We start from the raw sequence: 25,812 nt of genomic DNA, 5'->3' as shown, positions 1-25,812 counted from the left end.
AGGCTCAGCTCCGCTGCTGGATGCGGATCAGGTTTCCCGCCGGATCGCGGAAGGCGCAGTCGCGGAGGCCGTAGGGCTGCTCGGTCGGCTCCTGGACGACCTCGGCGCCGCTGCCGCGCAGCCGCTCGAAGGTGCCGTCGAGGTCGTCGGTGGCCAGGTTGATGCCCGCGTAGGTGCCCTTGGCCATCATCTCGTCGATGGTGCGGCGTTCCTCGTCGGTGACGCCGGGGTCCGCGACCGGCGGGGACAGGACGAGGGACGTGCCGGGCTGGCCGACGGGGCCGACCGTGATCCAGTGCATCCCGCCGTAGCCGACGTCGTCGCGGACCTCGAAGCCGAGGGCGTCGCGGTAGAAGGCCAGCGAGGCGTCCCGGTCGCGGTGCGGGAGGAACGCCTGGTGGATGGTGATGTCCATGGCCGCCACGCTAGGCGCGGTCGACGACCGGCGCTTCTCCATTCCTGATCGGCCTGGTGACCCGCTTCGCCACGCACGGCGGCATCCCGGCCGTGGCGCGCGCCGCGCGCCGCCGGTAGGTGCTGGGCGGCACCCCGACCAGCTCGGCGAACCGGGTGCTGAAGGTGCCCAGCGACGAGCAGCCGACCGCGAAGCAGACCTCGGTGACGCTGAGGTCGCCGCGGCGCAGCAGCGCCATCGCGCGCTCGATGCGCCGCGTCATCAGGTACCCGTACGGCGACTCGCCGTAGGCGCGCCGGAACTGGCGGCTGAAGTGCCCGGCCGACATGCCGACCCCGCGGGCGATCGACTCGACGTCCAGCGGCTGCGCGTACTCCCGGTCGATCCGGTCGCGGGCGCAGCGCAGCAGGGCGAGGTCGCGCAGGCGCTCCGGATCGGGGCTCACCAGGGGATCGTGCCACAACGTCAGCCGAGGACCACGGTGCCGTCCGGCTCGACGCGCCAGCCGGGGTTGTGCGCGATCTCCCAGACGATCCCGTTCGGGTCCTGGACGTGGGCGTGGAAGATCCCGCCGAACTCCCCGGGCTGCGGCGGCTTCAGCACCACCGCCCCGGCGCGGCGCAGGGCCTCGACGGTGCGCTCGACCTCCGCCGGGCCGGGCACGTTGTGCGAGAGCGTCACCCCGGAGACGGTGGCCCGGTCCGCCCCGTCGGCGATGTCCTGGTTGAACTTGTCCGCGCGGAACAGGCCGAGCACGACGCCCGGGGCGACCTGGAGGAAGATGATCTCCTCGGGCACGTCCAGCAAGGCCCGCCAGCCCAGGGCGTCGACGTAGCAGCGCCGCGCGGCGTCGAGGTCCGCCACGGCGAAGGTGATGAAGTGCACGTTCTGCTCCACGGAACCGTTCTCCCGTCTCGATGAATGCGTACTCGGCCCGGATCGGCGCCCGCAGCGGCGCCCTGCTCTGGCGCGTGCGGCCGACCGGTGCGCACCGCGTGGTGCCCGACGGCGCGCTCGACCGGATGTGGTCCGGCGGGCGCCTCGTCGTGGCCGGGCCCGACACCGCCGCGGTGGTGGTGCGCGGCGGGCAGGAGACCGTCGGCCTGCGCTTCCCGCCCGGGGTGGCCCCGCTGCTGCTGCGGACCTCGGCGGCGGACCTGCGCGACGAGCGGGTCGAACTGCGCGACCTCGTCCCGACGCCGGTCCCGCCCGGTGCCCCGGCGGCCCTGCTGGAGCAGGTGTACCTGGACCTCTGGGCGGCGGCGGACCCGGACCGGGACCTGATCCGCGCGGCCGCCGCCCTGGACCGGGCCGCCGACCGCGGCGACCCGGTGGCGGCCGTGGCCGAGCGGACCGGGGTCGCGGAGCGGTCGCTGCGCCGGACGAGCCACCTGCTGTTCGGGTACGGGCTGAAGACCCTGAGCGGCATCCGGCGGTTCCAGCGGGCGTGGGACCTGGTGCGCGCGGGCGCGGACCTCGCGGACGCCGCCGCCCGGGCCGGGTACGCCGACCAGCCGCACCTGACCCGCGAGTTCACCCGGTTCGCGGGTCTGCCCCCCGCACGCCTCGCCAGCATCCGGTCAACGTAGCCGCGCGCCGCTCCGGGGGTCTTGAACGAAACGGCCACCGATTTCACCTGATCGGGAGGGTGTTTCCCACGGAAGTGGCTGGACCGGCCCAACCGGGCTACGGCAACGTTCCAGCCCATGCGCACTCGACACGTCCCCCGCGCCCTCGCGGTCGGGATTTCCTGCGTGCTGGCCACTTCCGGGCTGGCCGCACCCGTGGTGGCCGCTTCCCCGCACGCGAACGGCGACCAGGTCCGGTTCCTCGGCGAGACCACCGTGGCGGCCGGGCAGCTGTTCCAGGGCACCGAACTGGGCGGGTTCTCCGGCATCGACCGGGACCGCCGCACCGGCGAATGGGTGCTGATCAGCGACGACCGCTCCGACCGGCAGCCGGCCCGGTTCTACACCGCGCGGATCGACGTCGACGCCGCGGGCGTCCACGACGTGCGCTTCACCGGCACGCACCCGTTCCGGCGCCCCGACGGCGCGCCCTACCCGCCCGCGTCGGCCGGGGACGGGACCACCGTCGACCCCGAGGACATCCGCGTCGACCCGTGGACCGGCCAGTACTGGTGGAGCCAGGAGGGCAACCGGCCCCACGGCGCGCCCACCCCCACCGACGCGGTGATCCAGCCGTCGATCCAGCGGGCCGACCGCACCGGCGCCTACGCCGGCTCCCTGCCGCTGCCGGAGAACTACCGGATCACCACCGAGCCGCGCGGCCCGCGCCGCAACCTCTCGCTGGAGGCCATCACCTTCGCCGCCGGCGGCGCGCTGGTGACCAGCGCGGTCGAGTCCCCGCTGCTCCAGGACGGTCCGCTGCCGTCACCGGGCTCCGGGGAGCTGTCGCGGATCACCGTGCAGGACCGCACCGGCCACGTCGTCGCCCAGTACGCCTACCCGCAGGAACCCCTGTTCGCCGCGCCGAACCCGCCCGGGTCCTTCGCCGACTCCGGGATTTCCGAGATCCTGGCCCACCCCACCGATCCCGCCCGGTACCTGGTGCTCGAACGCGGTTTCTCCACCGGCCACGGCTACGACGTCAAGCTGTTCGAGATGAGCACCCGCGGCGCCACCGACGTCCAGCACGTCGACTCGTTGGCCCGGACCGACGTCGTGCCCGTCCGCAAACGCCTGCTCGCCGACTTCGACCGGTTCCCGCTCCCCCGGATGGACAACTTCGAAGGCATGGCGTGGGGACCGCGGCTGCCCACGGGCGAGCGCACGCTCCTCGTGGTCAGCGACGACAACTTCTGGCCCGGCGAGAACAACCGCTTCGTCGCCCTCGCCGTCCGCTGACCCGCCGCGGCGTCCCGCGCCGACCACGCGCGGGACGCCGCCCTACTCGTCCCGGGGGAACAGGGCCGCGAGGGCGTGGACCGATTCCACGCCGTAGGTGACCCCGCCGACCGGCACCTTCCCCTCCAGGGCCGCGGCCACCTCGGCCACCACCTTCGGCCCGAAACCACCGCACAGCTCGATGGACTGGGCTCCGGCGGCGACCAGCTCCTGCGCCACCCGCACCGCCGACCCGTGGTCCGGCACGGCCACCACCGTCGTGGTCAACCCACCGGTGTCGATCACCGCCCGGTCGGTGGCCGGGTCCTCCGACCCGGTGCCCAGGTAGAGGAAACCCCAGTTGTGGAACGGCATCGCGCCCACCTCCCGCAGAACCGGCTCGTCAGGTAGCTGAACTCCCGGGCGTGCGCGGTGATTCCGGGCGGCCCGTCGGCGATGAGTTCCGCCTCGCCGGGCGGTCGGCATGCTGGGAGGCTCCGCGCGGGGCCGGATCGACGAGGTGAGGAGCGTGCACGCAGTGGACCAGGAGAACGTCAGCACCACCCGGACCATCACCGCGCCCGTCGAGACGGTGTTCGCGGTGCTGGCGGACCCGACGACGCACCCCGCGATCGACGGCACCGGCTGGGTCCGGCAACCCGTCGACCGGGCGCGGCTGACCGAGGTCGGGCAGATCTTCCGGATGGACATGTACCACCGCGGCGCTGAGCGCGGCGACTACCAGGTGGCCAACGAGGTCCACGTGCTCGACCCGCCGCGCGCCATCGGCTGGTACACCGGGCACGACCCGGAGGGAGACGGCCACCTGGAGTTCGGCGGCTGGTTCTGGCGCTACGACCTCGCGCCGTCCGGCCCCTCCGAGGCCGAGGTCACGCTCACCTACGACTGGTCGGCGGCACCGCAGTCGGTCCGGGAGTACCTCCGGTTCCCCCCGTTCGGCCCCGAACACCTCGCCAACTCCCTGCACCACCTGGCCGAGCTCGCCGCCGCGAGGTGAGCCCCGCGTCCCGGCCGATCACCCGTCGAACAGCGCGAGCTGACCTCCGCTGGTTTCGGTGAACCGCGACTCCGCGCAGGGATCGGGCGTGCCGCACAGTTCCCGGCACCGGCGGCAGTCAGCGGGCAGGTCGACCGCTTCGCAGTTGAACACCGGGTACCGGCTGACGTTCTGACCGCACACCGGCGTCGGCTGCGTCAGGCCGTCCTCGAAACCGACCTTGACGCGGTGCACCCTGCGGCCGGGACCGATGCGCAGGTTGTGGCCTTCGAACCGGCGGAGGTGCCGCTCCGCCGCTGCTCGATCGGACCCCTGACCGTGCGCGGACACGTGCTCATCGTCGCCGCCGCACCGGCTCCCGGGCACCGCCGAGCCGGTGATCGCGTTGCCCCGAGCGGGGCGAACGCCGCGGCTGCCAGCGCAACCGGCACCTCCGCTGACCAGTGGAGTGCCTGAACCACTCCCCGCCGCAGCGGTGGTGCGCTTCCTGCGGACGTGTCCCGTGGCTGTGGAGAGCCTCTTCGAGGCCTCTGGCGTGCCGGTCACGGCTGGACAGGGCGATCGCGGTCGCCGCAACGGTAGCCTGATCACGTGACCAGCGAGCATGCCTTCGACGTCGAAGCGTTCCTGGCGCGGCCGTTGATCGCTCGGGTGGCGGCAGCAGGCCCGTCCGTGCGCCCGGTCTGGTTCCTCTGGGAGGACGGTGCCTTCTGGTGGATCACCGGCGCCTACGCGCGACTGCCGAGGATCTTGGCCGAGGATCCGCGGGTGGCGCTCGTGATCGACTCCTGCGACCTGCACACCGGTGCGGTCCACCAGGTCATCGCCCGCGGGACCGCCGAAGTGGTGGCGTTCGACCCCGAGCGCGCCCGCCGCAAGCTGATCCGCTACCTCGGACCGGACGAGACGACCTGGGACGAGCGGTTCAGCCTCAACTCCCTGAGCAGGCCCGATGCCGAGACGCGGCTCGTCCGCCTCGCCCCCGAGCGGCTGTCCGCCAGCGACCTGTCGTTCTCGACCGGCCGCTGAGGCCCCACGTCGAGACGGCCGGCTCCGGGGCGACCACGGCGTCGATCACGTTGCGCTCTGGGCTTCTGAGGTCGCCTTCCGAACGTTTCCGGGTCTGCGGGACTCGCAGCAGGCTGGTTGTTGAGACGGTGCCGGCCCCAGCAGGTCCCAGCGGTTGCCTGCGATGTCGACGAAGACCGCGACCTCCCCGTACGGCTCCAGGCGTGGCTCGGTGACGAACTCGACTCCGGCTGCGCGCATCCGGTCGTACGACGCCTGGAAGTCGTCAACGCGGAGGAACAGTCCCACGCGGCCCGCGAACTGCTCACCCACGGCGCGCTCCTGGCGGTCACCGTCGGCTCGCGCGAGCAGCAACCCCGTCGTGGCGCCCGGCGGTCGCACGACGACCCAGCGCTTCGGACGGCCGTCGTTGGTGAAGGACGGCGAGTCCTGGACGAGCTCGAATTCGAGGACATCGACGAAGAAGCGGATCGCGTCGTCGTAGTCATCGACGATCAGCGCGAACTGTTCGAAGTGCATCCCGCCAGGCAACCACGCTGACGACCAGACGCCCGCGAAGGCTGCCGCCAACGGTGGGAGAGCTGCACCGAGGGGTGGATCGCCTGGTGATTATCGTGATCCCGTGGCGCAGCAGGACTACTTCGATGCTCTGGCCTGGGTAACGCGGTTGATGACGGCGGTGCGGCCAGGGCACTTCGACGCTCCTACGCCCTGCGAGGACTTCGATGTCCGGAGCCTGATGGGCCATCTCATCGGCACCGCGCACCGTGGGCCGGCCACCGCCCGGCACCTCCCAACACCGCTGGGCCACCAGCGGACGAGAACCGCACGCGGCTCCCGGTGAGCCGTGGCTGCGAGTCAGGTCGCGCGGCCGTACACCGAGACGTGCCGCACGCTGCGGCTGTCGAACGGTTCGCCGGTCCAGCCGCTCCACCGCGTGAGCAGCCGCAGGCCGGCGAGACGGGCCATGAGGTCCAGCTCGCTGGGCCAGACGTAGCGCAACGCGAGCGGATCGAGTGCGATGCCCGAGGCGGTGACTCCGAGGTGGCACTTGTCGACCCGCTGCGTGACGCGGTCGAAGCGCCCGACCTCGACGGTGACCCCCTCGGAGCCGATCTGCTCGGCGTTGACGTACTGATCGATGCCATCGCGGTCCTGCCGCAGCACGTACATCGCGTCGGGCACCACGTTCTCGACCACGAACCTTCCGCCGGAGTCCAGGTGTCGCGCGGCGTTGGCGACGCACTGGACCTGCTCGTCCTGGGTGAGCAGGTTCATGAGCGAATTGAACGCGATGTAGACCAGGGAGTACCGCTCGGGCATCTCGACCGCTGCCATGTCGCCGCAGACCACCGTGAGCGATTCCCCGCCCGGCTTCGCCCGAAGCTTCTCGATCATCGCAGCTGACAGCTCGATCCCGTCGACGCGCACGCCGGTTGCGGCCAGCGGCAGAGCGAGCCGACCCGTACCGATCGCGAACTCCAAAGCCGGCCCCTGCCCGGCCAGCTCCGCGAGCCGTTCAACAGCCGGGGCTTCGTCCCCCCGCGGCACGTCGTCATAAGCCGCCGCCACCCGGGGGCCGAAGCTCGTCCGAGGGTCGAACGACATCGCGTCAAAAACCATGAGCGGCATTCAACCGAAGCCACGACTGACCAGTCCAACCCATTTCCGGCCCCACCTCGCGATGCGGAACCCACCGGACACCACGGTGTTGCGCCGGACGCACTCGCAACCACGACCTGAGGCGGGGAAAGTTGGCGATTAGTTGGCGACTCCCCGCCCGACTCGCATCACTCGGGCCTTCGACCGGGGGAGTGGGCGCCAGGGGATCGAACGCTGAACGCGCCCGTGGATCCTGGGGCGACGGTGTGTGACGTTGGTCGACATCGCTCGCGATCACCTGGGCTGATGGCCGATGTCGGCATGGGACGGAGCCCTGTTCCCACCTACGCAACTCCTGTGGGGCGGCTGCCCAGCCGCTCCCGCCCAGCCGCCGGCGCCGTAGCGGACCGGAGGGAGCATCCGGCGTCGGCTTGGTCGGGCTCGCATGCAGCGGGCAGGCGGCCCCGCCCTTGGTGAAGAGAAGAAAACTTGGACGCACGCGCACCGCGACGGGGTGCATGTGCTTGTGGATCACTTGGGCGCCAAGGCCAGGTTGGCGAATCCAGCCCCGGCGTCGCCGCAGCGGCTTGACTTCGAGGTTTGGGAAGTTGCCGAGACAGATTCACGATTTCCTCGCCGCCTTCCCGCAAGCGGCCCAGCGTGTTCTACCGGGTGAATCTCGGTTCGTCGTACTGCTCCGCCATTGTCAAAGCAGATTTTGACCGAATAGCCTTGCCGACGCCACGCAGGGTGGCAATTGACGCACGGTCGGCGACTGGTTGTGCCATGTTGCCGCCCCGATCACTCGATAAGGGGATCAAGCGAAGTGAGTTCGTTCCGTCCTTTCATTTCCCGTTTCGCACTCGTCGGAACTGCCGCTGTCTCGCTGGCCGCGACGGTTGCGCTGCCTGCCGTTGCTGCAACGCCCGCGGAGCCGAGCACTGCCGCACCTGCCCAGGCCGTTATGTGCCTGGATTCCACGGGAGGCCGGAGCAACGGCGTCAATCCGCACCTCTGGACATGCCTCGACAACCACGCCAACCAGATGTTCGTGATCGACAGCGCCCAGATCAAGCTGGCCGACACCCTGGGGACGAGCAACGAGGTGTGCCTGGACGCCACGAACAGCCGTCGCAACGGCGCCACATTGCGCTTGTGGCAATGCCTCAACCACACGAACCAGAAATGGGTCGTGCGGAACGGCCAGCTCGTCGTCAAGGACACCGCGGGAACGCGCAACGAGATGTGCCTGGACACCACGGGCAGCCGCGCCAAGGGCACCAATCCGCACCTCTGGCGATGCAGCGACAACAACCGCAACCAGAAGTGGGTGGTCCAGAACGGACAGATCAAGGTCCAGGACACAATCCGATAAGACGGAGCGCGAGAACTACACCAGCGTTCTTCCCGCCGGAGTTCATTGATTGATCCTCCGGGCGGCGAGAGTTCGACAATTGAGCGGTTCGGCTCGGAAAGCGCGTCCAAGCCGAACCGCTCGTTGCTGCCCCTGGGTGGTCAGAGACGTAGCGCCCCGTTGGTACCCGCGAGGTCAACTCCGCTCCGAGCACGTACTCAGCAACCCCGTGCGGTGGATTTCTCGGTGAGCGGAGACCTGACGGCTCGGTTGATCGCCGATCGGCTCGGGCCCTCGCAGCCGTCGATGCCCCAGGACGTCTACCTTGGCAGGAAAGCGGTCAGCGAGCGGACAGCTGAAGCACTCGAACGGGCTTGGGATGACTGAGGCGGTCGTTTCGTGCACCAAAAGTGCACCGCCGGTTCGCCGCTCGCTCGCCGCACCCCGGTTGACCTGGGGGAAGAGTGGGGCGCCAGGGGATCGACCCCTGGACCCGCGGATACGGGATCGATGATCAACGACGTTTGCCGTCGTCTGCCAACAGGTCACGTGACCTGCAACGACGAGGGATCGGCACGTTCGGTCTTTTGCCGTTGTTCAGCATCGTCGCGGGTCGATTACTGGCGATAAGTTGGCAGCCCGCCGTCGGTCCTACGTCCCGCCAACCAGGCTTCGATTGATTGAGGCCGGGTCGGCGGGACCAGCCGTATCAGTCGGTCAGGGCCTCAGCCGCAGTTGCCGACGCCAGCCGCCGACAACCCCTCGCGGGTAGGGCTGTGTGAGCCTTGGCAGCACTCGGCCAGCTGACCGTCAACCACGACTGCGGGGATGCGGGTGACCCCGTACTCGCTGGCCTTGGCAGCGGCTTCGCTGTCGCTACGCAGGTCGTGCACGATCACCTCGCAGCCAGGGCCTGCCATCTCCTGGACCAGGTTCACCGTCGGCTCGCAGCTCGGGCAGCCGGTTGTGAACACTTCGACATGACGCTTCGTCATGGTCATCACCTCCGGTTCCGCACGGTAGAGTTTCCAGTCGGGTGCAAGGTCAAGCCTGGGCCCCGCTGTGCTGGCGGACGTGGTCGATCAGCGGGCACGAGGCAGATGTTGCGTCAGGGTCGGCGGCCAGCTGGTCAGCACGTGCGTCCAGTCCCACCAGTTGGCGACGCAGGCGCTGTAGTTCAGCGATGCGGTCGTCGATTTCGGTGACGTGCTGGTGCAGCACGCTTCGAACATAGCCGCACGGCTGCTGATCGGCCTCACGCAGTGCGAGAACTTCGGCGATCTGGTCCAGCCGCATGCCCAGCCGCTGCGCGGCCTTGATGAAGCTGAGGCGGTCAACGTCGGCCTGGTGATACACCCGATAACCAGCGCTGGTCCGCTGCACCGGGGGCAGTAAGCCGATGCTCTCGTAGTAGCGAACCGTCTTGGGGTTCACTCCGGCTGTCCCGGCGAGTTCTCCTATGCGCATGGCAGCTCCCGCATGGCTCGAAGTGTCGTCACTCCCCTACCGTGCACCTTCCAGTCAGATGGAAGGTCCACAAGAGCGCAGCCACGTTGACGCAGAGTGACCACAAGCCGGTGAGCCACTACGCCAGCCGAGCAGACGATGCAGCGTGAGCCTGCTCAGTGACCACCCGGCAGCGCGACCACCCCTTTCCTTGAAGGCTCTCCCCAGGTGACCAGCCCGATGCCGGCATGGGTCGACGTCACCGTTCCCACTACGCGGCTCCTGCGGGGACGCCCTTGATGAAGAGAAGAAACTTTGGACACACGCGCACCACGACAGGTTGTGTGGTTCATGAAGAGAAGAAACTTTGGACACACGCGCACCACGACAGGTTGTGTGGTTCTGACGGAGCCGCCGCAGTAGCCCCGCCAGCCCCACGTCACCTGCTACGGCAACCTGGCCCGCCAACGCACCTCCTGCGTCACCGGAGCCAACCGCCGCCGCGACTCACTCACAGGTAGAGCATGGTGAAGTCCCATTCAGTCCCGACATCTCCCAGGGTATCGGCGGTGAGTTCGCCGACCTCGGTCAGCTCCGGGGCGGTGTAGGTCTCGTTCATGGTGATCGCCTCCATGTGTTGGACGTGGCGCCCACTGCGGGTGCCTTCCCCGTAATCGGCACTGCTTCGGGCCGCTTTGAAGAACCGGCCGCAGGATTCACCCGGGTTCCGCACGATGGCCACTCAATCGTGATCAACGCCCGTACCTGCTTCGCTGGCACGTCCGGGGCCGCGCGAGAACGGTCGGCGCCGTCCGCTAGGCGGGTCTCAATACGGGCCTCATCGTTGGGGCGTTCGGTGTGACGGGTGTTCTCGGCGAACACGGCCGGACGGCGATCTAGGGATACGGCTCCGCGCTGACGATTGCTGAGAAGTCTCGGCTTTCAGTGCCTCGACCAGCTCGCCCAGCGCTTCGGTGGTGTTGTCCTGCTGTTCGGGTGTGAGCCTGCCTCCGCCTAGCTCGTAGGCCATGTCGTCCAGGAGCCACTGCGCCTTGCGCAGAAGCACCACGAGTTCGCGTGCCCGTTGCTGCATAACTCAATCGTTGCATTCGTTGCAGTTGTTCACAAGCGTCGCTCACCAAGGGTGGACGTTGCATTTGTCCTGCATCGTCGCCGGTGTGACCAGCAAGCTCGTCGCCACTGGCGTCGCCGCGAAGCAGCTCGGGGTGGACCGGGCGACGCTCGTGCGGTGGTGGCAGCGCGGTCTGGTCACGCCGCCGGTGGTGACCGCTGGCGGGCATGCCCGATGGGACGTGGACAAGCTCCGGGCCGACCTGCACGCGCTGCGCGACGATCAGGCCGAGTGATCCCCGTGCGCGAAGCGGTGGGCTCGGGCTCCTGTACGCCTGGGAGCGACTGAGTGGCACCCAACGAACGGTTGCGCGACGCGCTGCACCGCCAGGGCGTGACGCCCGCCGCGCTGGCCGCGCACCTGAAGGTGGACCCCAAGACCGCCGAGCGGTGGATTACCACCGGGCGCCCACCGCACGCGAAGACCCGGCACGCGATCGCGGCCAACTCGGCGAGAGCGAGCGGTACTTGTGGCCGGAGGCGGTGCCGAAGGAGCGCCGCGAGCAGGTCAGCGAGTCCGAAGTGGTCCACGTGTACCCGCACCGCAGCGCGGTCCCCAACGACCTGTGGGACCGGCTCCTCGACCAGGCGGCCGAACACGTCGACATGCTCGTCTACGTCGGCATGTTCATGACCGAGAAGCCGAACCTCCTCAGCGCGTTGCGGGAGAAGGCCGCCAACGGTGCGCGGGTGCGGCTGGCCTTCGGTGACCGGGACTGCCCGGCGGTGATCCAGCGGAGCCTGGACGAAGGCATCGGCGAGCACACGATCTCGGCGAAGATCGATCACGCCTTGGCGTTCTTCAAGCCGCTGGCCGACACGCCCGGCGTCGAGATCCGCACCCACGCCACGGTGCTCTACAACTCGGTCTACCGGTTCGATGACGAGATGATCGTGAACCCGCACGTGTACGGCAAGCTGGCCGCGCACGCTCCGGCGCTGCACCTGCGCCGCCTGGGCGCGGGCGACCTGTTCACCACCTACGCCGAGAGCTTCGAGGCCGTGTGGTCGGGCGCGCAGCTCCACGAGTGGTAGGCAGGAGTCATGCCCAAGAAGGACTACTACGACGACCCGGCCGCGCCCCCGGCGAACAGCCTCGTGGTCGCCGGGGCCACCGTCGTGCGGGACGACTCCGGGCGCGTGCTCATGATCGAGCGCACCGACGTTGAAGAAGGCGCTCGCTGAGCGCACCGCTGCTCGGCAGGGCCGGGAGATCAAACCCGAGACCAGGTTCCGCGAAGTTGCTGGCCGTTGGCTCGCGTCCCTGGAGAACGCGGTGGACGCCGGTACCCGGTCGCCGACGACGCTGGAACAGTACCGGAGCAACCTTGACTGTCACGTGCTGCCCGCGCTGGGTGAACTCCGCGTCGGTCACGAGGTGACCGTCCCCGCTGTTGATGCGTTCTTGCAGGCGCTTCGAACGGCCAAGAGCGTGTCCGTCGCGAAGACCTCGCGCTCGGTGGTCTCCGGGGTGATGGGGTTGGCCGTGCGACACGGTGCGCTCGCTCAGAACCCCACCCGGGACACCGCGCGCCTGGAGCGGCGGCGCAGGAAGAAGCCACGGGCGTTGACCTTGGAAGAACGGGATCAGTGGCTCGCGCAGTTGGAGGCGGACGAGAAGGCTCGGCGGTGGGACCTGCCGGACCTGTCGCGGTTCATGCTGGCGACCGGAGTCCGCATCGGTGAAGCCCTCGCGGTGTACTGGCCTGAACTCGATCTCGACGACTCCGCGGTGGAGGTGGATCACACCGTGGTGCGGGTGAAGGGCAAGGGACTGATCCGCAAGTCGACGAAGTCCGAGCACGGGGATCGCACATTGCCCCTGCCGTCCTGGGCCGTCGAAATGCTGCGGCAGCGCCGGGAGGACGCCGACGACCCGGACGGCCCCCTCTTCCCGGACAGCCTCGGCGGCCTCCGCGACCCGTCGAACGTGCGTCGAGTGTTGCGGGAGACGCGCGGCAGCGAGGGCTTCGCCTGGGTGACCTCGCACGTGTTCCGCAAGACCGCCGCGACGATCCTCGATGAGGCGGGGCTGACAGCTCGGTTGATCGCCGATCAGCTCGGGCACTCGCGGCCATCGATGACCCAGGACGTCTACATGGCACGCACGACGATGAGCCGCGCCGCAGCGACCGCCCTGGAAGGCGCCTTCACCGACGGCTCGTCGTAGTTCTCCATGGGTAAACCATGGGCGGTCGATCGCGTGGACCCCATCGCACCCCGGTTGACCTGGGGGAAGAGTGGGGCGCCAGGGGATCGAACCCTGAACCCGCGGATTAAAAGTCCGCTGCTCTGCCAGTTGAGCTAACGCCCCTGCCGTGCCTCAGGCTACAAGGTCATGGCGATCGTGCGGGGGCTGGTGCTGGCAAGTGGCGCACTGGTCACAGCCGACCCGCCGCGCGTTCACGTCCGGGTTGCGGGGGTGGGGTCGTCGACGAGGGCGGTGCGGCTCGTGCGTTCGTGCCAGCCGAGGGCGGCGACCATGGTGATCACGGCGGCGAAGCCGATCCACTGGGTCGCGGTCAGCTCCGCGCCGAGCACGAACACCCCGATGATCGCCGCCGTCGCCGGGAAGGACAGCTCGGCGAGGGTGGCGCGGGCGGCGGGCGTGGTGCGCAGGCCGAGGTAGTAGAGGCGCAGCGCGATCAGGCCCGGGATGAGCGCCAGCAGCACCAGCCCGAAGGCGTTGTCCCAGCCCACGGCCACCGGGTCGCCGCGCAGCAGCAGGATCACCGCCGCGGTCGGCAGTCCGATGGCGAACCGCAGCGTGGTGACGTCCTGCGACGGCACGGTGCGGCTGACCATCCGCCCCAGCACGGTGCCCGCCGCCCACAGCACCGCGGCACCGAGCGCGAGCAGGGCCGGCGCGAGCTGGGCGACCCGGACGTCCAGCGGGTCGGGGAACGCCAGCAGCCAGGCCCCGACCAGCGCGGGCACCGCGAAGGCGAAGTAGCGGCCGCGCGGTCGCTCGCGCAGCAGCGCGAAGGCGGCCAGCGCCGCGAAGATCGGCTGCAACTTCTGCAGCACCAGCGGCGTCACCGGATCACCGGCCTGGAAGGCGGCGGTGAACAGCGAGGTCGCCAGCGCCGAGGAGCCGCCGCCGATCACCACCAGCGCGATCCGCTCCCGCACCCCGCAGGCCCGCAGCGCCCGCCACGCCCGCGGCAGCAGCGGCGACAGCAGCGCCACGATGATCAGGTGCTCCCAGAACACCACGCTGGCCGAGGGCAGCGTGGTGGCCAGCGGCATCCGCCACAGCGCGTCGGTGCCCCACATCGCCGTCGCCAGCGCCACCAGCCACGTCCGGTCCCGGCCTCGCGCGTCACCCATGCGAGCAAGCTAACCCGAACACCCTCCGGAGCCACCCCGACAGTGGATCAGGCCACCGTGTAGGACAAGATCACTCGTTCCAGCGATGCACTGGTCACCGACTTCGGCTTTAAGCTCAGGATTTCCCCGAGATGACGCCGCACGGGCAGGCCCTTACGGTCGTCAGTGAATCAGGTGAACGGGGACGGAAAGGACGGACAGCTCATGCACTTCCAGCGGACCCGCTTGGTGACCGCCCTCGCCGGTGCCTGCACCGCCGGGCTCCTGCTCTCCGGTTGCGCCGGTGGCGACGACGAGCGCACCGAACCCGCGCCCGCCGACCAGAACCCGCCCGCCGGCCAGCAGCAGCAACCCGAAGGCCAGGAACCCGGTGGTCAGGAGGTCAGCACGGGCACCTTCGAGGAGTTCGCACCCGACCGCGACGCCATCACCTACGACCCGCAGGCGGTGCCGCCCGGCTCCACCGCGAAGATCACCAGCGCCCCCGCGCCGGACGGCCGCACCACGGTCACCGCCGAGGTCACCGGCTTGCAGCCCGATCGCGACTACGGCGCGCACGTGCACGTCCGGGAGTGCGGGCCGACCGGCCAGGACGCCGGACCGCACTTCCAGCAGAACCCGGACCCGGTGCAGCCCTCCGTCGACCCGGCCTACGCCAACCCGCAGAACGAGGTCTGGCTGGACTTCCGCACCGACGCCCAGGGCAACGCCACCTCGAGCACCACCGGCAACTGGGCCTTCGGCGAGCGCGACGACGCGCAGTCCTTCGTCATCCACGAGGAGCACACCCACACCCAGCCCGGCCAGGCCGGGGAAGCCGGGGCGCGGCTGGCCTGCTTCAACGCCGACTTCTGAGCACCGGCGGCTCACCCCCAGGCGCGGCGGTGGGCGCGGACGAAATCGCGGAACGAGCGGGGCGGGCGGCCCGCCAGGTCCCGGACCGCGGGGCTGACCACGTCCTCGGAGCCCGCGCGGCGGGTGTCGTCCATCCCGGCCAGCGCGGTGGCGTAGGGGTCGGGCAGGCCCGCGGCGCGGTAGCGGTCGGCGACGTCACCGGTGGTGGTGGGGACGTGGCGCACCGGCCGTCCGGTGACCTCGGCGATGGTCCGCGCCACCTCGTCGTGGTCGAGGGCTTCCGGGCCGGTGAGCACGTGCTCGGCGGAGGGCAGGTCCGGGTCCAGCAGGGTCCGGGCGGCCACCGCCGCGATGTCGGCGGTGTCGATCCAGCCCACCCGGCCGGGACCGGCCGCGCTGCGGATCTCGCCGCGGGCGATGTCGGCGGCGAACTGGCCGGTGAAGTTCTGCATGAACCCGCTGGGCCGCAGCACCGCCCACTCCGGCATCGCGCGGACCGCGCCGACCAGCTCCGCCATCCCCGGTGCGCCGGGCAGCACCGCGAGCGCGCCCAGCAGCACCACCCGCCGCACCCCGGCGGCCCGCGCCACGTCGAGGAACGGCCCCACCTGCTCCAGCGGTTCCACGGTGGCCGGGGGCGGCAGCAGGTAGACCGCGTCGACCCCGTCCAGCGCGGGGCCGTGGGTGGCGGGATCGGCCCAGTCGAATCGGGCCCCGGCGAACCGGCCCCCGGCCGGACCGGGTCGCCTGCTCGCGATCCGCACCGGCACGCCCCGGTCGGTCAGCAGCGCGGCCAGCGCCGCCCCGGTGTTGCCGGTCCCGCCGGTGACGAGGACGGTCATGCCGCCTCCGCCAGGGCCGCGGCCAGCTCGGCGACCGATCCGGTGGCCACCGCCGCCGCCACCGGGCTGAAGTGGTCGCGGTAGCGGGCGATCCGGCCGCCGGAGGCGGTGAGCACGGCGAGGTAGCTCAGCTCGTAGGGCGCTCCGGTGCGCACCACCCGGCCGCGCGCGGTGAACTCGGCGACGATCGTGGCCGGGTCCTCGGTGCGGTGCACGACCACCGGGCCGACGTCGGTGACCTCGGCGCGGACCGGGTAGATCGCCGCGATGTGCTCGGCGATGCGTCGGCCGCCGACCAGCCGCTCCGGCATCCCCGGCCCGGCGAACGGGTACTCGATCACGCCGTCCTCGCCCCACAGCGCCTCGACCTCGGTCCAGTCGTAGCGCCGCAGCGCGTCCAGCAACCGGTGCAGCAGGTCGACCGGCTCGTTGTTCTGCGTCATGGTTCCCACCGTGCGCCCCGGCCGGGGTGCGGCGGCAGGTCCGGCGCAGCCCCGGACCGGTGATCCGTGGCTCGGCGCTCCGGGGTTGCGGGATGCTGGTGCGGTGCGCAGACGTGAACTGGCCGAGTTCCTCCGGCACCGCCGGGCGGCGGTGCTCCCCGGCGAAGTGGGGCTGCCCGCGTCCGGGCGGCGCCGCACGCCCGGCCTGCGCCGCGAGGAGGTCGCCTGGCTGGCGGGGGTGTCGGTGAACTACTACGAGCGGCTGGAGCAGGCCAGGGCGCCGCGCCCGTCGCCCCGGGTGCTGGACGCGCTCGGGGACGTGCTGCGGCTCGCCGTCGAGGAGCGGGAGCACGCGCACCGGCTGGCCGGGCACGCCCCGGCGCCGACCGCCCCGCCCGAAGCGGTGCCCGACGGCGTGCGGCGGCTCCTCGACCGGCTCGGCCCGGTCGCCGGGTACGCGATCAACGCGCGCGGTGACGTGCTGGCGTGGAATCCGCTGGCCGCGGCGCTGCTCGGCGACTTCGCCGCGGTGCCGACCGCCGAGCGCGACGTGCTGGGCATCGCGATGCGGTCGGACCGCTGCGGCGCGTCCCGGGGGTTCGCCGAACAGCTCGCCGCCCAGCTCCGCGAGGCGACCGCCCGGTACCCGGACGACCCGGTGCTGCGCCGCCGCGTCGAGCTGGCCGCCCGGCGCGACCCCGCGTTCGCGGCGGCCTGGTCGCGCCACGACGTGCGCTACCGCACCGGCCTGCGCAAACGCGTCGAGCACCCGGACCTCGGTCCGGTGGAGGTGGACTGCGAGATCCTCGACGCGCCCGGCGGCCTGAAGCTGGTGCTGCACAGCGCCGCACCCGGCTCCTCGCTGGACGCCCTGGCTGGGACGGGATCGCCCGACCGGGGAGAATGGCGGCCGTGACTGCCACCCTGACCAGCTCGGCCCTGCGGATCGGCCCGTACGAGTCCGCGACGCCGGTGGTGCTCGCGCCGATGGCCGGGATCACCAACGTCGCGTTCCGGCGGTTGTGCCGCGAGTACGGCGCCGGGTTCTACGTGTGCGAGATGATCACCAGCCGCGCGCTGGTCGAACGGCATCCCAAGACCATGGAGATGGTCACCTTCGACGCCGACGAGCACCCGCGCTCGCTCCAGCTCTACGGCGTCGACCCGGAGACCATGCGGCAGGCCGTGCGGATGATCGCCGACGAGGGCCTCGCCGACCACGTGGACATGAACTTCGGCTGCCCGGTGCCCAAGGTGACCCGCAAGGGCGGCGGCTCGGCGCTGCCCTACAAGCGGCGGCTGTTCGGCGAGATCGTGCGCGCGGCGGTCGAGGCGGCCGAGCCCGCGGGCATCCCGGTGACGGTGAAGTTCCGGATCGGCATCGACGACGACCACACCACCTACCTCGACGCCGGGCGGATCGCCGAGGACAGCGGCGCCGCCGCCGTCGCGCTGCACGGCCGCACCGCCGCCCAGCGCTACTCCGGCACGGCGGACTGGTCGGCGATCGCCCGGCTCAAGGAGCACGTGACCGGCATCCCGGTGCTGGGCAACGGCGACATCTTCAGCGCCGAGGACGCGCTGCGGATGCGCGCCGAGACCGGCTGCGACGGGGTCGTGGTGGGTCGCGGCTGCCTCGGCAGGCCGTGGCTGTTCCGCGACCTGCAAGCGGCGTTCGCCGGGGAACCGGTGCCCGCCGGACCGGACCTCGGCGAGGTGTGCCGGGTGCTGCGCAGGCACGCCGAGCTGCTCGCCGACCACATGGGCGAGGCCAAGGGCGTCCGCGACCTGCGCAAGCACATGACGCAGTACCTGCGCGGCTTCCCGGTCGGCTCGGACCTGCGGCACCGCTTCGGCCTGATCTCCACGCTGGCCGAGCTCGACGAGCTGCTGGCCGGGCTGGACCCCACCGTGCCGTTCCCGACCGACGCCGAGGGGCCGCGCGGGCGCCAGGGCTCGGCGGGCAAGGTGGTGCTGCCGGAGGGCTGGCTGGACGACCCGGACGACGCCACCGTGCCGTGCGGGGCCGAGCTGGACCACAACGGCGGATGAGCCCGGGCCTCCGGGGAGCCGGGCTGGCGCTGGCCGCGCTGGTCGCGGGCTGCTCGGCACCGGCCGAGGAACCGCCGCGGCGGTTGGTCGAGGAGCACTTCGCGGCCAACAACGCCGCCGCGCGCCGGGGACCGGCGGAGCAGCAGGACTTCCTGGACCGCACCCAGCACCCGGACTTCGCCTCCCGGGCCTGCTCGCTGGGCGCGCGGACCGTGGAGTTCGACCCGGCGATGTCCACGCTGCGCCCCGACCCGCACTTCGCCCCGGGCGGCTCGCCGCCGCGCGGGGAGGTCTGGGCGGTCGGCGTCGAGGTCACCGTCCGGGACGCCGGCGGGATCACCGGCCGCCAGATCGGCTCGCAGCACGTCGTCGTGCTCGGCGACCGGCTCGTCGGGTTCGCGCCCTGCCCATCTGGCTGAGGTGGCCGTCCGGTCGGTGGTGGTTGCGCGCACAACGGCCTGTTAACACCGCGCGCTCGCGGACCGATGACGTTGCGATGAAGTGGCGGAGAACACAGGGCGCAAGGATCGTCCGTGCGGGTGGGGACGAGCTGATTCACTTCCCCATCCCGGGCCCGGGCGGTACACATCCTAGGCAGGCGAGATTCGAGAATCGTTCGCCTATTCGGACCACGACAGGATCAACCGGTCGAGCGAATTTGAGCACTTCTCGTGTCCTACCTGCTCAAGCGGGGAGTCCTACCCGACGACACCACGGACGGGAGGTGAGTGCGATGCCCGGACTGCGCAACGGCTTCGCCGGACCGGAACCCCTGCGCGACGACGACGCCCCGGCGCTGCCTCCCGTCGGCAGCCGCAATCGACCGACCGGCACGGGCATGGCGGAGCTGCACGAGTCGATCGCCGGGCTGCTGGCCTCGCGCGGCCAGTGGCGGCAGGCCTACCACCACCTGCGCTCGGCGGTGGACCTGATGTCGGTGGCCGAGGCGCCCCGCGTCCCGGAACAGCTGCGGCACGAGGTCAACCGGTTGCGCAAGGAGCACGCGGAGGCCCGCGAGCAGAGCCTGCGCGACAGCCTCACGGCCAGCTACAACCGCCGCTACCTCGACGAACGGCTCGCCGCGCTGCTCGCCGAGCACGCCGGCTCCGACGCCGGGCTGGCGGTCGCGCTGGTCGACCTGGACTGGTTCAAGCAGGTCAACGACAACTTCGGCCACCTGCTCGGGGACCGGGTGCTGCAACGCGTCGTGGAACTGCTCCAGGAAGCCCTGCCCGCCGGGGCGTTCTGCGCGCGCTACGGCGGCGAGGAGTTCGTGCTGGTGCTGCCCGGGGCCGACCCGGGCGAGGCGGTCACCGTGTGCGAGGCGGCCCGCTCGCGCGTCGAACTCCACTCGTGGGAGCAGATGGCGCCGGGCCTGCGCGTGACGGTGACCATCGGGCTCGCGCACGAGCGGGGGCCCGAGCAGTCGCCCGCGTCGGCGGAACAGCAGCTCATCAGCGCCGACGCGCTGCTCTACGCGGGCAAGCAGGCCGGGCGCAACGCCGTGGCCTACCGGGTCGGCGACGAGGTCCGGTTGGCCGGGATGGCCGCCGGGCGGCGGCTGGTCATGGGGAGCCGCGCCGTCGGTTACTGACCGCGATCCCACCCGCGCCGCGAGTGCGGGTGCTAGGTCAGCTACCGGTCATCCGGCCTAGCACAGGCCGCTGATCGGGGCGAGCTACGCTAGAGGATCGTGCACTGATTGTGAAGAAGTTGTCGGCAGTGTCGTCAGTTCGGGCGATCAGCCGTACTATTTCGAATGGCGTCGACGATTACGTGTCGGGGGGTAGGGACGTCGGCGTGGCCGATGTTGCGTTGGCATGTCCAGGTGGGAGGGAACACGGGTGCCGCAAGACCCCCGGCAAGGCGAAGGCGGACCCCGTCGGTCCCGCCCGGAGCAGGACGGCGCGGCCAGCCCTTCCAACCGCAGGCGGCGCGCGCTCGGCGATGACGGCACCGGCGGCACGCGGGTCATGGACCTGCTGTCCAAGCACGGCAAATCCTCGGGTGCCAACGGTGGGCACCGCCGCCGCGCCGAGCAGGAGCAGGAGCAGCAGCCACCGGCCGCCCCGCCCGCGAACCACCAGCCCCCGGCGAACCCGCCGCGCCGCCGCGCCGCACCGCAGCCGCCCGCCGAACCACCGGTAGCACCGCCCCCGCACTCGCCCCAACCGCCGCAGTCGGCGCAGCCCCCGCAAGCCCAGCAAGCCCCGAACGCGCACCCCCCGCAGGCCCAGCCGCCGCAGCGCCCCGCCGAACCGCGCGGTTGGCGCACGCCGGACCAGGCACCGCAGCGCCCGGACGCCGCGCGCCCGGAGCCGCCCGCGCGGCCCGAGGCCCCGGGTCCCGAGGGCGGCGGTCGGCGCTCCCGCCGCGCCCAGCCGCCGCGCGGCACCGGCCCGCAGCCCGCCGCGCAGCAGCCACCCCGACCGCCGCAGTCGGCGCAGCCCCCGCAAGCCCAGCAAGCCCCGAACGCGCAGCCCCCGCAGGCGCAGCCGCCGCAGGCCCCGAACGCGCAGCCGCCGCAGGCCCAGCAGCCGCCCCGGCCGCCGCAGGCCTGGGCCGCCCCGCCCGTACGTCGTCCCGGCGGACCCTCGACGGGCGACCAGGCCGCCGCCCGACCCGCCGACGCACCCACCCCACCCGCCGAGGAAACCCGGCGCCGCGCCCGACCCGGCGGCCCCTCGACGGGCGACCAGGCCGCCGCCCGGCCTGCCGACGCACCGAACCCGCCCGCCGAGGGACCCACCCGGCGCCGCGCCCGTCGCGCTGCGGCGCCCGCGCGCGGGGCGGCCGAACCGACCGCCGAGCCGACCCGGATCACCCAGGCGCTCAACGGGGACGCCCCGCGTCGTCCGGCCCGGCCCGGCCGTCCCGCGGCGGGCGCCGCCGGTGCCGCTGCGGCGGGGGCCGCCGCGGCCGGAGCCGCCGCCGGTGCGGGGACCGGTGATCCCGAGGCCACCACCCAGCACTCCCCGGTCCGCCCGCCCGAGGCCGCCGCCCCGGCGCCGGGGGCCGAGCGCACCAAGGTCGCCCGACCGGTGCGCCCGGCGCCCGCCGACGCCGAGGAGACCGCGATCGTCGAGGCGGTGCCCGCCGACGACGAGTACGCCGAGCTCGACGAGTACGCCGACGACTTCGACGACCTCGACGACGAGGACCAGCCGAGGGAGGAGCGGCACAACGACGTCGACGAGATCGACGCCACGCTGGCCCGCTTCTCGGCGGTGCACGACGAGATCGCCGAGGAGGAGGCGGAGCGCCGCAAGAAGTACTCGTGGCTGCTCGGCAAGCGCAAGGAACCCGAGCTCGGCACCGACCTGGCCTTCGACTTCGTCGAGGGGCGCGACGGCCGGTCCCGGATGGAGTGGAAGAAGCAGCAGCGCAAGCGCCGCACCAACCTGATCGTGATGGCGGTCGCGGTGGCGTGCTCGCTGACCGTGTTCGTCACCATCGGGATGGCCTGGAGCGCGAAGTCCTGGGTGGACGGCAAGTTCAAGGAAGTCCTGGCGCTGGACCCGAACTCGGCGTCGATCAAGGACGCGCCGAAGCAGACCGGCGACCAGAACTTCCTGCTGGTCGGCTCGGACACCCGCGCGGGGGCCACCGCCGCCGACGGCGTCGGCACCGCCGAGGAGGCGCCCGGCGCGCGGTCGGACACCACGATGATCGCGCACATCCCGGCCGACCGGAGCCGCGTCGTGGTGGTGTCGTTCCCGCGCGACCTCAAGGTCGACATGCCGGCCTGCCAGGCGTGGGACCCGGCGACCGGGCAGTACGGCGCGGAGTTGCCGCCCCGCGAGGACGTCCGGCTCAACGAGGCCTACGCGGCCGGGGGCCCGCTGTGCACGACGAAGGTGATCCAGCAGATCTCCGGGCTGCGGATGGACAGCTTCCTCGGCATCGACTTCCAGGGCTTCGAGTCGATGGTCGAGGCCGTCGGCGGGGTCGAGATCTGCACCGAGAAGCCGATCATCGACGACACCCTCGGCACCGTGATCCCCACCGCGGGAACCCACGTGCTCAAGGGCGACCAGGCGCTGAACTACGTGCGGGCGCGGCACGTCCAGGGCGACCCGACCTCGGACTACGGCCGGATGCAGCGCCAGCAGATGTTCCTGTCCGCGCTGCTGCGCAAGGCGATGTCCGGCCAGGTGCTGCTCGACCCGGGCAAGCTCACCGACTTCGTCAACGCGGTCGCGGCCAACACCTTCGGCGAGAACGTGCGCACCGACAACCTGATGTCGCTGGGCCAGTCGCTGCGCGGCCTGGACGCCTCCAAGGTCACCTTCATCACCGTGCCGACCACCGGCTACGCCGACGACAACGGCATGGAGGTGCTGCGGGAGGGCGACACCGAGGCGCTGTTCCGGGCGATCATCGAGGGCGCCCCGGTCGCGGCCGAGCCGACCACCGCCACCCCCCGGCAGGTCGCCGGTTCCACCGACCTGCCGCCGGAGAACCAGCCCAGCGGCGGATCGGCCCGGCGACCGGCCCAGCCGCCGACCGCACCACCCCCGCCGCCCGAGGCCCCGGAGAACCTGTCCACCGTCAACGCCGGGACCGACCTCTGCGGCTGACCAGCCACGTCCGGGTGCTCCTCATGGCCCGTTCACCGCTGGTTCACCCGGGCGAATCTCCCGGTCTTCCCAACGGCAGTAGGGTGGTCGGCATGCGTGAGGTCTACCAGGAACAGCTCGGCAAGCTCGCCGACGAACTGGCGTCGATGTCGGCGATGGTCGGCACCGCGATGGAGCGCGCCACCAAGGCGCTGCTGGAAGCCGACCTCTCGCTGGCCGAGCAGGTCATCGAGGAGGACTCGCAGGTCGACGAGGCCCGGGCCCGCGCCGAGGAGCACGCCTTCGGGCTGCTGGCGTTGCAGGCCCCGGTCGCGGGTGACCTGCGCACGGTGATCTCCACCATCCACGCCGCCGAGGACCTCGAGCGGATGGGCGACCTGGCGCTGCACGTGGCCAAGACCGCGCGGCGCAGGCACCCCAACGAGGTGCTCCCGGAGGACGTGCAGGAGTACTTCGCCGAGATGGGCCGGATCGCGGTCAAGCTGGCCGGGCGGGTCCGGTCGGTCATCCAGACCCAGGACGTCGACTCGGCGCGCGGGCTGGAAGGCGACGACGACGAGATGGACGACCTGCACCGGCACCTGTTCACCGTGACGATGAGCCCGGAGTGGACGCACGGCGTGGCGGCGGCGGTCGACGTGACCCTGCTCGGCCGGTTCTACGAGCGCTTCGCCGACCACGCGGTCGCGGTGGCCCGCCGGGTGGTCTTCGTCGTCACCGGCAAGATGCCCAGCGCCTGACGATTCCCGCGGCGCGGCCGGGCGGTCCAGCACCGCCCGGCCGCGCTGTCGTTCCGGCCCCGCTGGCGTTCCGGCCGCGCTGGCGCCGGAGTATTACTAGCGATTCTCATCTCTCGCTGGTGCGATCAGGATGTGCGAAGCTGCCCCCTGTGACGTCCCGATCCCCTTCCCCCGAGGTGCGAGCGGTGCGTAAGTCCCCGACAGTGCACCGGCGGCGACTGGGCAGCGAACTGCGCAGGCTCCGCGAATCCGCCGGGCGCACCCACCGCGAGGTCGCCGCCCACCTGGACTGCTCCCAGGGCAAGATCAGCCAGATCGAGCTGGGCCGGGTGCCGGTCCGCACCTCCGACATCCGGCTGATGGCCGAGTTCTTCGGCGCGGGCACCGCGCAGCTCGACGCGCTGATCGACCTGGCCCAGGACTCCAAGCAGCGCGGCTGGTGGCAGGACTACCCGAGCACCGCGCTGCGCCCGGGCCTGCAGACCTACCTCGGGTTGGAGACCGCCGCCGCCGCGGTCAGCAGCTACGGCGCCGACCCGCTGCCGGAGCTGCTGCAGACCGCCGAGTACGGGCGCGCGCTGCTGGCCGCCGACGCGGGCCAGCACGGCGGCGGGGAGGCCGAGGAGCGCACCGAGGTGCTGGCCAACCGGCAGCACCGGCTCTTCGGCGACGACCCGCTGGAGCTGTGGGCGGTGCTCGACGAGTCCGCGCTGCGCCGCGCCGTCGGCGGCCCGGCGGTGATGCGCAGGCAGCTCGAACACCTGGTGCTGCTGGGCTACCGCCGCAACGTGACGATCCAGGTGCTGCCGTTCCGGGCGGGCGGGCATCCGCTGATGGGCGACCGGATCTCGGTGTTCTCGTTCCCCGACGACGGCGACCCGCAGGTGGTGCACCTCGGCGACTCGGCGAACGCCCGGTTCCTGGACAAGCCGTCCGACACCGGCGCCTACCTCACCGCGTTCGGCGAGCTCTGCCGCCGGGCGATGAGCCCGAAGGACACCAGCGCGTTCATCTCCACCGTCGCCGACGACTGGGCGACCTGACCCGCTCGGGAAACGGGTGAGGGGCACCCTGTACCCCATGACTTGGTACAGGGTGCCCCTCACCCGCGAATTCCTCGGACGGCGTCGACCGGACGCACCGCCGCGACCACCGTCAGGCAAGCGGCGGAGCCGCTTCCCCACCACGCACGCAGCTCGCACCGCCGCGGGTTCTCAGCGGCCTCCTCGCGAGGACAGCCGCGACGCTGTGTACGTGCCTGGTACATGAGGAGCGGCTCCCGCAGCGAGGAGGCCGCTGAGGTTCCGCCACCGGCACCGCTCCGCAACGGGACCACACGACCGGCAAGATCAGCCGAAGCGGCCGGAGATGTAGTCCTCGGTGGCCTTCTGGTCCGGGTTGGAGAAGATCTTGCCGGTCTCGTCGATCTCGACGAGCTGGCCCGGCTCGCCCACCGCGCGCAGGTTGAAGAACGCCGTCTGGTCGCTGACCCGCGCCGCCTGCTGCATGTTGTGGGTCACGATGACGATCGTGTAGTCCTGCTTGAGCTGCGCGATGAGGTCCTCGATCGCCAGCGTGGAGATCGGGTCCAGCGCCGAGCAGGGCTCGTCCATCAGCAGCACGTCCGGCCGCACCGCGATGGCGCGGGCGATGCACAGCCGCTGCTGCTGACCACCGGAGAGGCCGCCGCCCGGCTTGTTCAGCCGGTCCTTGACCTCCTCCCAGAGGTTCGCGCCGCGCAGCGCGTGCTCGGCGATCTCGTCGAGCTCCTTCTTGTTCCGGGCGCCGGCCAGCTTCAGCCCGGCCACCACGTTGTCCCGGATCGACATGGTCGGGAACGGGTTCGCCCGCTGGAACACCATGCCGATGGTCTTGCGGACCTGCACCGGGTCGACGTCGGAGCCGTAGACGTCCTCGCCGTCGAGCAGCACCTTGCCGTCCACGCGGGCGCCCGGGATCACCTCGTGCATCCGGTTCAGCGCGCGCAGCACGGTGGACTTGCCGCAGCCCGACGGACCGATGAACGCGGTCACGCTGCGGGCCTGGACCTGGAGCGTCACGTCCTGCACGGCGTGGAACTTGCCGTAGTGCAGGTTCAGATCCTTGATGTCGAGTCGCTTGGCCATGAT

Annotated in this window: 31 protein-coding genes, 1 tRNA gene and 1 pseudogene; 18 read left to right on the top strand and 15 right to left on the bottom strand. The window is 71.6% G+C overall.

From position 1 onward, the window contains the following. Positions 1 to 4 precede the first annotated feature (4 nt). Genes ABD976_RS03435 through ABD976_RS03425 form a run of 3 tightly spaced genes read right to left on the bottom strand, consistent with a single transcriptional unit; the run spans position 5 to position 1,312 of the window. The gene (locus ABD976_RS03435; RefSeq protein WP_345356952.1) at positions 5 to 415 is read right to left on the bottom strand and encodes a VOC family protein; all 411 of its coding nucleotides are present in this window, start codon (positions 413 to 415) and stop codon (positions 5 to 7) included. A gap of 10 nt (positions 416 to 425) precedes the next feature. Further along, positions 426 to 860: a helix-turn-helix transcriptional regulator gene (locus tag ABD976_RS03430; RefSeq protein ID WP_369775428.1), complete on the bottom strand. Its 435-nt coding sequence runs from the start codon at positions 858 to 860 to the stop codon at positions 426 to 428. Between the two features lie 20 nt (positions 861 to 880). Then, positions 881 to 1,312, bottom strand: coding sequence for a VOC family protein (locus tag ABD976_RS03425; protein ID WP_345356949.1), 432 nt, complete (start codon positions 1,310 to 1,312; stop codon positions 881 to 883). Positions 1,313 to 1,332: 20 nt separating this feature from the next. On the opposite strand from ABD976_RS03425, the gene ABD976_RS03420 reads away from it, so the two are divergent. Beyond that, entirely contained in the window at positions 1,333 to 2,004 is a 672-nt protein-coding gene (locus tag ABD976_RS03420; protein ID WP_345356946.1) for a helix-turn-helix domain-containing protein, read from the top strand. 117 nt (positions 2,005 to 2,121) lie between these two features. Further along, complete coding sequence (locus ABD976_RS03415; RefSeq protein WP_345356943.1) at positions 2,122 to 3,282, top strand: esterase-like activity of phytase family protein; 1,161 nt, start codon at positions 2,122 to 2,124, stop codon at positions 3,280 to 3,282. 42 nt (positions 3,283 to 3,324) lie between these two features. Here ABD976_RS03415 and ABD976_RS03410 read toward each other — a convergent pair whose 3' ends face one another. Then, complete coding sequence (locus ABD976_RS03410; protein WP_345356940.1) at positions 3,325 to 3,636, bottom strand: DUF6506 family protein; 312 nt, start codon at positions 3,634 to 3,636, stop codon at positions 3,325 to 3,327. A gap of 154 nt (positions 3,637 to 3,790) precedes the next feature. On the opposite strand from ABD976_RS03410, the gene ABD976_RS03405 reads away from it, so the two are divergent. Then, complete coding sequence (locus tag ABD976_RS03405; RefSeq protein WP_345356937.1) at positions 3,791 to 4,279, top strand: SRPBCC family protein; 489 nt, start codon at positions 3,791 to 3,793, stop codon at positions 4,277 to 4,279. 18 nt (positions 4,280 to 4,297) lie between these two features. Here the strand turns inward: ABD976_RS03405 and ABD976_RS03400 are convergent, their stop codons facing one another. After that, positions 4,298 to 4,609: a hypothetical protein gene (locus tag ABD976_RS03400; RefSeq protein WP_345356934.1), complete on the bottom strand. Its 312-nt coding sequence runs from the start codon at positions 4,607 to 4,609 to the stop codon at positions 4,298 to 4,300. Positions 4,610 to 4,870: 261 nt separating this feature from the next. Between ABD976_RS03400 and ABD976_RS03395 the strand changes: the two genes are divergently transcribed. Then, entirely contained in the window at positions 4,871 to 5,308 is a 438-nt protein-coding gene (locus ABD976_RS03395; RefSeq protein WP_345356931.1) for a pyridoxamine 5'-phosphate oxidase family protein, read from the top strand. A 45-nt stretch (positions 5,309 to 5,353) separates the two neighbouring features. On the opposite strand, the gene ABD976_RS03390 is transcribed toward ABD976_RS03395, so the two are convergent. Further along, a complete protein-coding gene (locus tag ABD976_RS03390) occupies positions 5,354 to 5,827 on the bottom strand; it encodes a VOC family protein (protein ID WP_345356928.1) in 474 nt (157 codons plus the stop codon). Between the two features lie 103 nt (positions 5,828 to 5,930). Between ABD976_RS03390 and ABD976_RS29580 the strand changes: the two genes are divergently transcribed. Further along, entirely contained in the window at positions 5,931 to 6,152 is a 222-nt protein-coding gene (locus ABD976_RS29580) for a maleylpyruvate isomerase N-terminal domain-containing protein (protein WP_369775679.1), read from the top strand. Positions 6,153 to 6,166: 14 nt separating this feature from the next. Here ABD976_RS29580 and ABD976_RS03385 read toward each other — a convergent pair whose 3' ends face one another. Beyond that, on the bottom strand, positions 6,167 to 6,931 hold the full coding sequence (locus ABD976_RS03385; protein WP_345356925.1) for a class I SAM-dependent DNA methyltransferase: 765 nt from the start codon (positions 6,929 to 6,931) through the stop codon (positions 6,167 to 6,169). Positions 6,932 to 7,736: 805 nt separating this feature from the next. On the opposite strand from ABD976_RS03385, the gene ABD976_RS03380 reads away from it, so the two are divergent. Further along, the gene (locus ABD976_RS03380; RefSeq protein WP_345356922.1) at positions 7,737 to 8,285 is read left to right on the top strand and encodes an RICIN domain-containing protein; all 549 of its coding nucleotides are present in this window, start codon (positions 7,737 to 7,739) and stop codon (positions 8,283 to 8,285) included. A 704-nt stretch (positions 8,286 to 8,989) separates the two neighbouring features. Here the strand turns inward: ABD976_RS03380 and ABD976_RS03375 are convergent. The 3 genes from ABD976_RS03375 to ABD976_RS03365 form a co-directional block, all read right to left on the bottom strand. Beyond that, positions 8,990 to 9,259: a thioredoxin family protein gene (locus ABD976_RS03375; protein ID WP_345356919.1), complete on the bottom strand. Its 270-nt coding sequence runs from the start codon at positions 9,257 to 9,259 to the stop codon at positions 8,990 to 8,992. 49 nt (positions 9,260 to 9,308) lie between these two features. Beyond that, entirely contained in the window at positions 9,309 to 9,731 is a 423-nt protein-coding gene (locus ABD976_RS03370) for a heavy metal-responsive transcriptional regulator (protein WP_345356916.1), read from the bottom strand. 490 nt (positions 9,732 to 10,221) lie between these two features. After that, complete coding sequence (locus tag ABD976_RS03365) at positions 10,222 to 10,329, bottom strand: lasso RiPP family leader peptide-containing protein (RefSeq protein WP_345356913.1); 108 nt, start codon at positions 10,327 to 10,329, stop codon at positions 10,222 to 10,224. A gap of 559 nt (positions 10,330 to 10,888) precedes the next feature. Between ABD976_RS03365 and ABD976_RS03360 the strand changes: the two genes are divergently transcribed. The 4 genes and pseudogenes from ABD976_RS03360 to ABD976_RS03345 all read left to right on the top strand — a co-directional run bounded on the left by ABD976_RS03360 (position 10,889) and on the right by ABD976_RS03345 (position 13,011). After that, the gene (locus ABD976_RS03360) at positions 10,889 to 11,077 is read left to right on the top strand and encodes a MerR family transcriptional regulator (protein ID WP_345356910.1); all 189 of its coding nucleotides are present in this window, start codon (positions 10,889 to 10,891) and stop codon (positions 11,075 to 11,077) included. A 53-nt stretch (positions 11,078 to 11,130) separates the two neighbouring features. Continuing rightward, positions 11,131 to 11,876: pseudogene (locus tag ABD976_RS03355) on the top strand (XRE family transcriptional regulator). A 9-nt stretch (positions 11,877 to 11,885) separates the two neighbouring features. Further along, positions 11,886 to 12,026 carry a hypothetical protein gene (locus ABD976_RS03350; RefSeq protein WP_345356907.1) on the top strand — a complete coding sequence of 47 codons (141 nt, stop codon included), beginning with the start codon at positions 11,886 to 11,888 and terminating at the stop codon, positions 12,024 to 12,026. Beyond that, a complete protein-coding gene (locus ABD976_RS03345; RefSeq protein ID WP_345356904.1) occupies positions 12,007 to 13,011 on the top strand; it encodes a site-specific integrase in 1,005 nt (334 codons plus the stop codon). The genes ABD976_RS03350 and ABD976_RS03345 overlap by 20 nt, the downstream gene beginning before the upstream one ends. A 71-nt stretch (positions 13,012 to 13,082) precedes the next feature. On the opposite strand, the gene ABD976_RS03340 is transcribed toward ABD976_RS03345, so the two are convergent. Then, a tRNA-Lys gene (locus ABD976_RS03340) sits at positions 13,083 to 13,155 on the bottom strand. 89 nt (positions 13,156 to 13,244) lie between these two features. Further along, positions 13,245 to 14,171 (bottom strand): DMT family transporter, encoded by a 927-nt coding sequence (locus tag ABD976_RS03335; RefSeq protein ID WP_345356901.1) that lies wholly within the window; start codon positions 14,169 to 14,171, stop codon positions 13,245 to 13,247. Between the two features lie 174 nt (positions 14,172 to 14,345). Here ABD976_RS03335 and ABD976_RS03330 point away from each other — a divergent pair, with 174 nt between their 5' ends. Continuing rightward, positions 14,346 to 15,026: a superoxide dismutase family protein gene (locus tag ABD976_RS03330; protein ID WP_345356898.1), complete on the top strand. Its 681-nt coding sequence runs from the start codon at positions 14,346 to 14,348 to the stop codon at positions 15,024 to 15,026. Between the two features lie 11 nt (positions 15,027 to 15,037). On the opposite strand, the gene ABD976_RS03325 is transcribed toward ABD976_RS03330, so the two are convergent. Together ABD976_RS03325 and ABD976_RS03320 are read right to left on the bottom strand one after the other, a co-directional pair. Next, the gene (locus ABD976_RS03325; RefSeq protein ID WP_345356895.1) at positions 15,038 to 15,868 is read right to left on the bottom strand and encodes an NAD(P)H-binding protein; all 831 of its coding nucleotides are present in this window, start codon (positions 15,866 to 15,868) and stop codon (positions 15,038 to 15,040) included. After that, positions 15,865 to 16,311 (bottom strand): nuclear transport factor 2 family protein, encoded by a 447-nt coding sequence (locus tag ABD976_RS03320; RefSeq protein ID WP_345356892.1) that lies wholly within the window; start codon positions 16,309 to 16,311, stop codon positions 15,865 to 15,867. The genes ABD976_RS03325 and ABD976_RS03320 overlap by 4 nt, the downstream gene beginning before the upstream one ends. Positions 16,312 to 16,414: 103 nt before the next feature. Between ABD976_RS03320 and ABD976_RS03315 the strand changes: the two genes are divergently transcribed. From ABD976_RS03315 to ABD976_RS03285, 7 genes are all read left to right on the top strand, one after another. Beyond that, positions 16,415 to 17,227 (top strand): helix-turn-helix transcriptional regulator, encoded by an 813-nt coding sequence (locus tag ABD976_RS03315; protein ID WP_345356889.1) that lies wholly within the window; start codon positions 16,415 to 16,417, stop codon positions 17,225 to 17,227. Continuing rightward, positions 17,215 to 18,363 carry a tRNA dihydrouridine synthase DusB gene (dusB, locus tag ABD976_RS03310; RefSeq protein WP_345356886.1) on the top strand — a complete coding sequence of 383 codons (1,149 nt, stop codon included), beginning with the start codon at positions 17,215 to 17,217 and terminating at the stop codon, positions 18,361 to 18,363. The genes ABD976_RS03315 and dusB overlap by 13 nt, the downstream gene beginning before the upstream one ends. Continuing rightward, the gene (locus ABD976_RS03305) at positions 18,360 to 18,782 is read left to right on the top strand and encodes a hypothetical protein (protein ID WP_345356883.1); all 423 of its coding nucleotides are present in this window, start codon (positions 18,360 to 18,362) and stop codon (positions 18,780 to 18,782) included. The genes dusB and ABD976_RS03305 overlap by 4 nt, the downstream gene beginning before the upstream one ends. Positions 18,783 to 19,096: 314 nt before the next feature. Further along, on the top strand, positions 19,097 to 19,957 hold the full coding sequence (locus ABD976_RS03300; protein WP_345356880.1) for a GGDEF domain-containing protein: 861 nt from the start codon (positions 19,097 to 19,099) through the stop codon (positions 19,955 to 19,957). Positions 19,958 to 20,207: 250 nt separating this feature from the next. Continuing rightward, the gene (locus tag ABD976_RS03295) at positions 20,208 to 22,943 is read left to right on the top strand and encodes an LCP family protein (protein ID WP_345356877.1); all 2,736 of its coding nucleotides are present in this window, start codon (positions 20,208 to 20,210) and stop codon (positions 22,941 to 22,943) included. 92 nt (positions 22,944 to 23,035) lie between these two features. Beyond that, positions 23,036 to 23,683: a phosphate signaling complex protein PhoU gene (gene phoU / locus ABD976_RS03290; RefSeq protein ID WP_345356874.1), complete on the top strand. Its 648-nt coding sequence runs from the start codon at positions 23,036 to 23,038 to the stop codon at positions 23,681 to 23,683. Between the two features lie 185 nt (positions 23,684 to 23,868). Then, positions 23,869 to 24,726, top strand: coding sequence for a helix-turn-helix domain-containing protein (locus ABD976_RS03285; RefSeq protein ID WP_345356871.1), 858 nt, complete (start codon positions 23,869 to 23,871; stop codon positions 24,724 to 24,726). Between the two features lie 306 nt (positions 24,727 to 25,032). Here ABD976_RS03285 and pstB read toward each other — a convergent pair whose 3' ends face one another. Beyond that, positions 25,033 to 25,809: a phosphate ABC transporter ATP-binding protein PstB gene (gene pstB / locus ABD976_RS03280; RefSeq protein ID WP_345356868.1), complete on the bottom strand. Its 777-nt coding sequence runs from the start codon at positions 25,807 to 25,809 to the stop codon at positions 25,033 to 25,035. Positions 25,810 to 25,812: the final 3 nt, after the last annotated feature.

Origin of the sequence: Saccharopolyspora cebuensis (assembly GCF_039542665.1) — a bacterium.
Taxonomy (GTDB): domain Bacteria; phylum Actinomycetota; class Actinomycetes; order Mycobacteriales; family Pseudonocardiaceae; genus Saccharopolyspora; species Saccharopolyspora cebuensis.
This window is presented reverse-complemented; position numbering and strand designations above follow the sequence as displayed.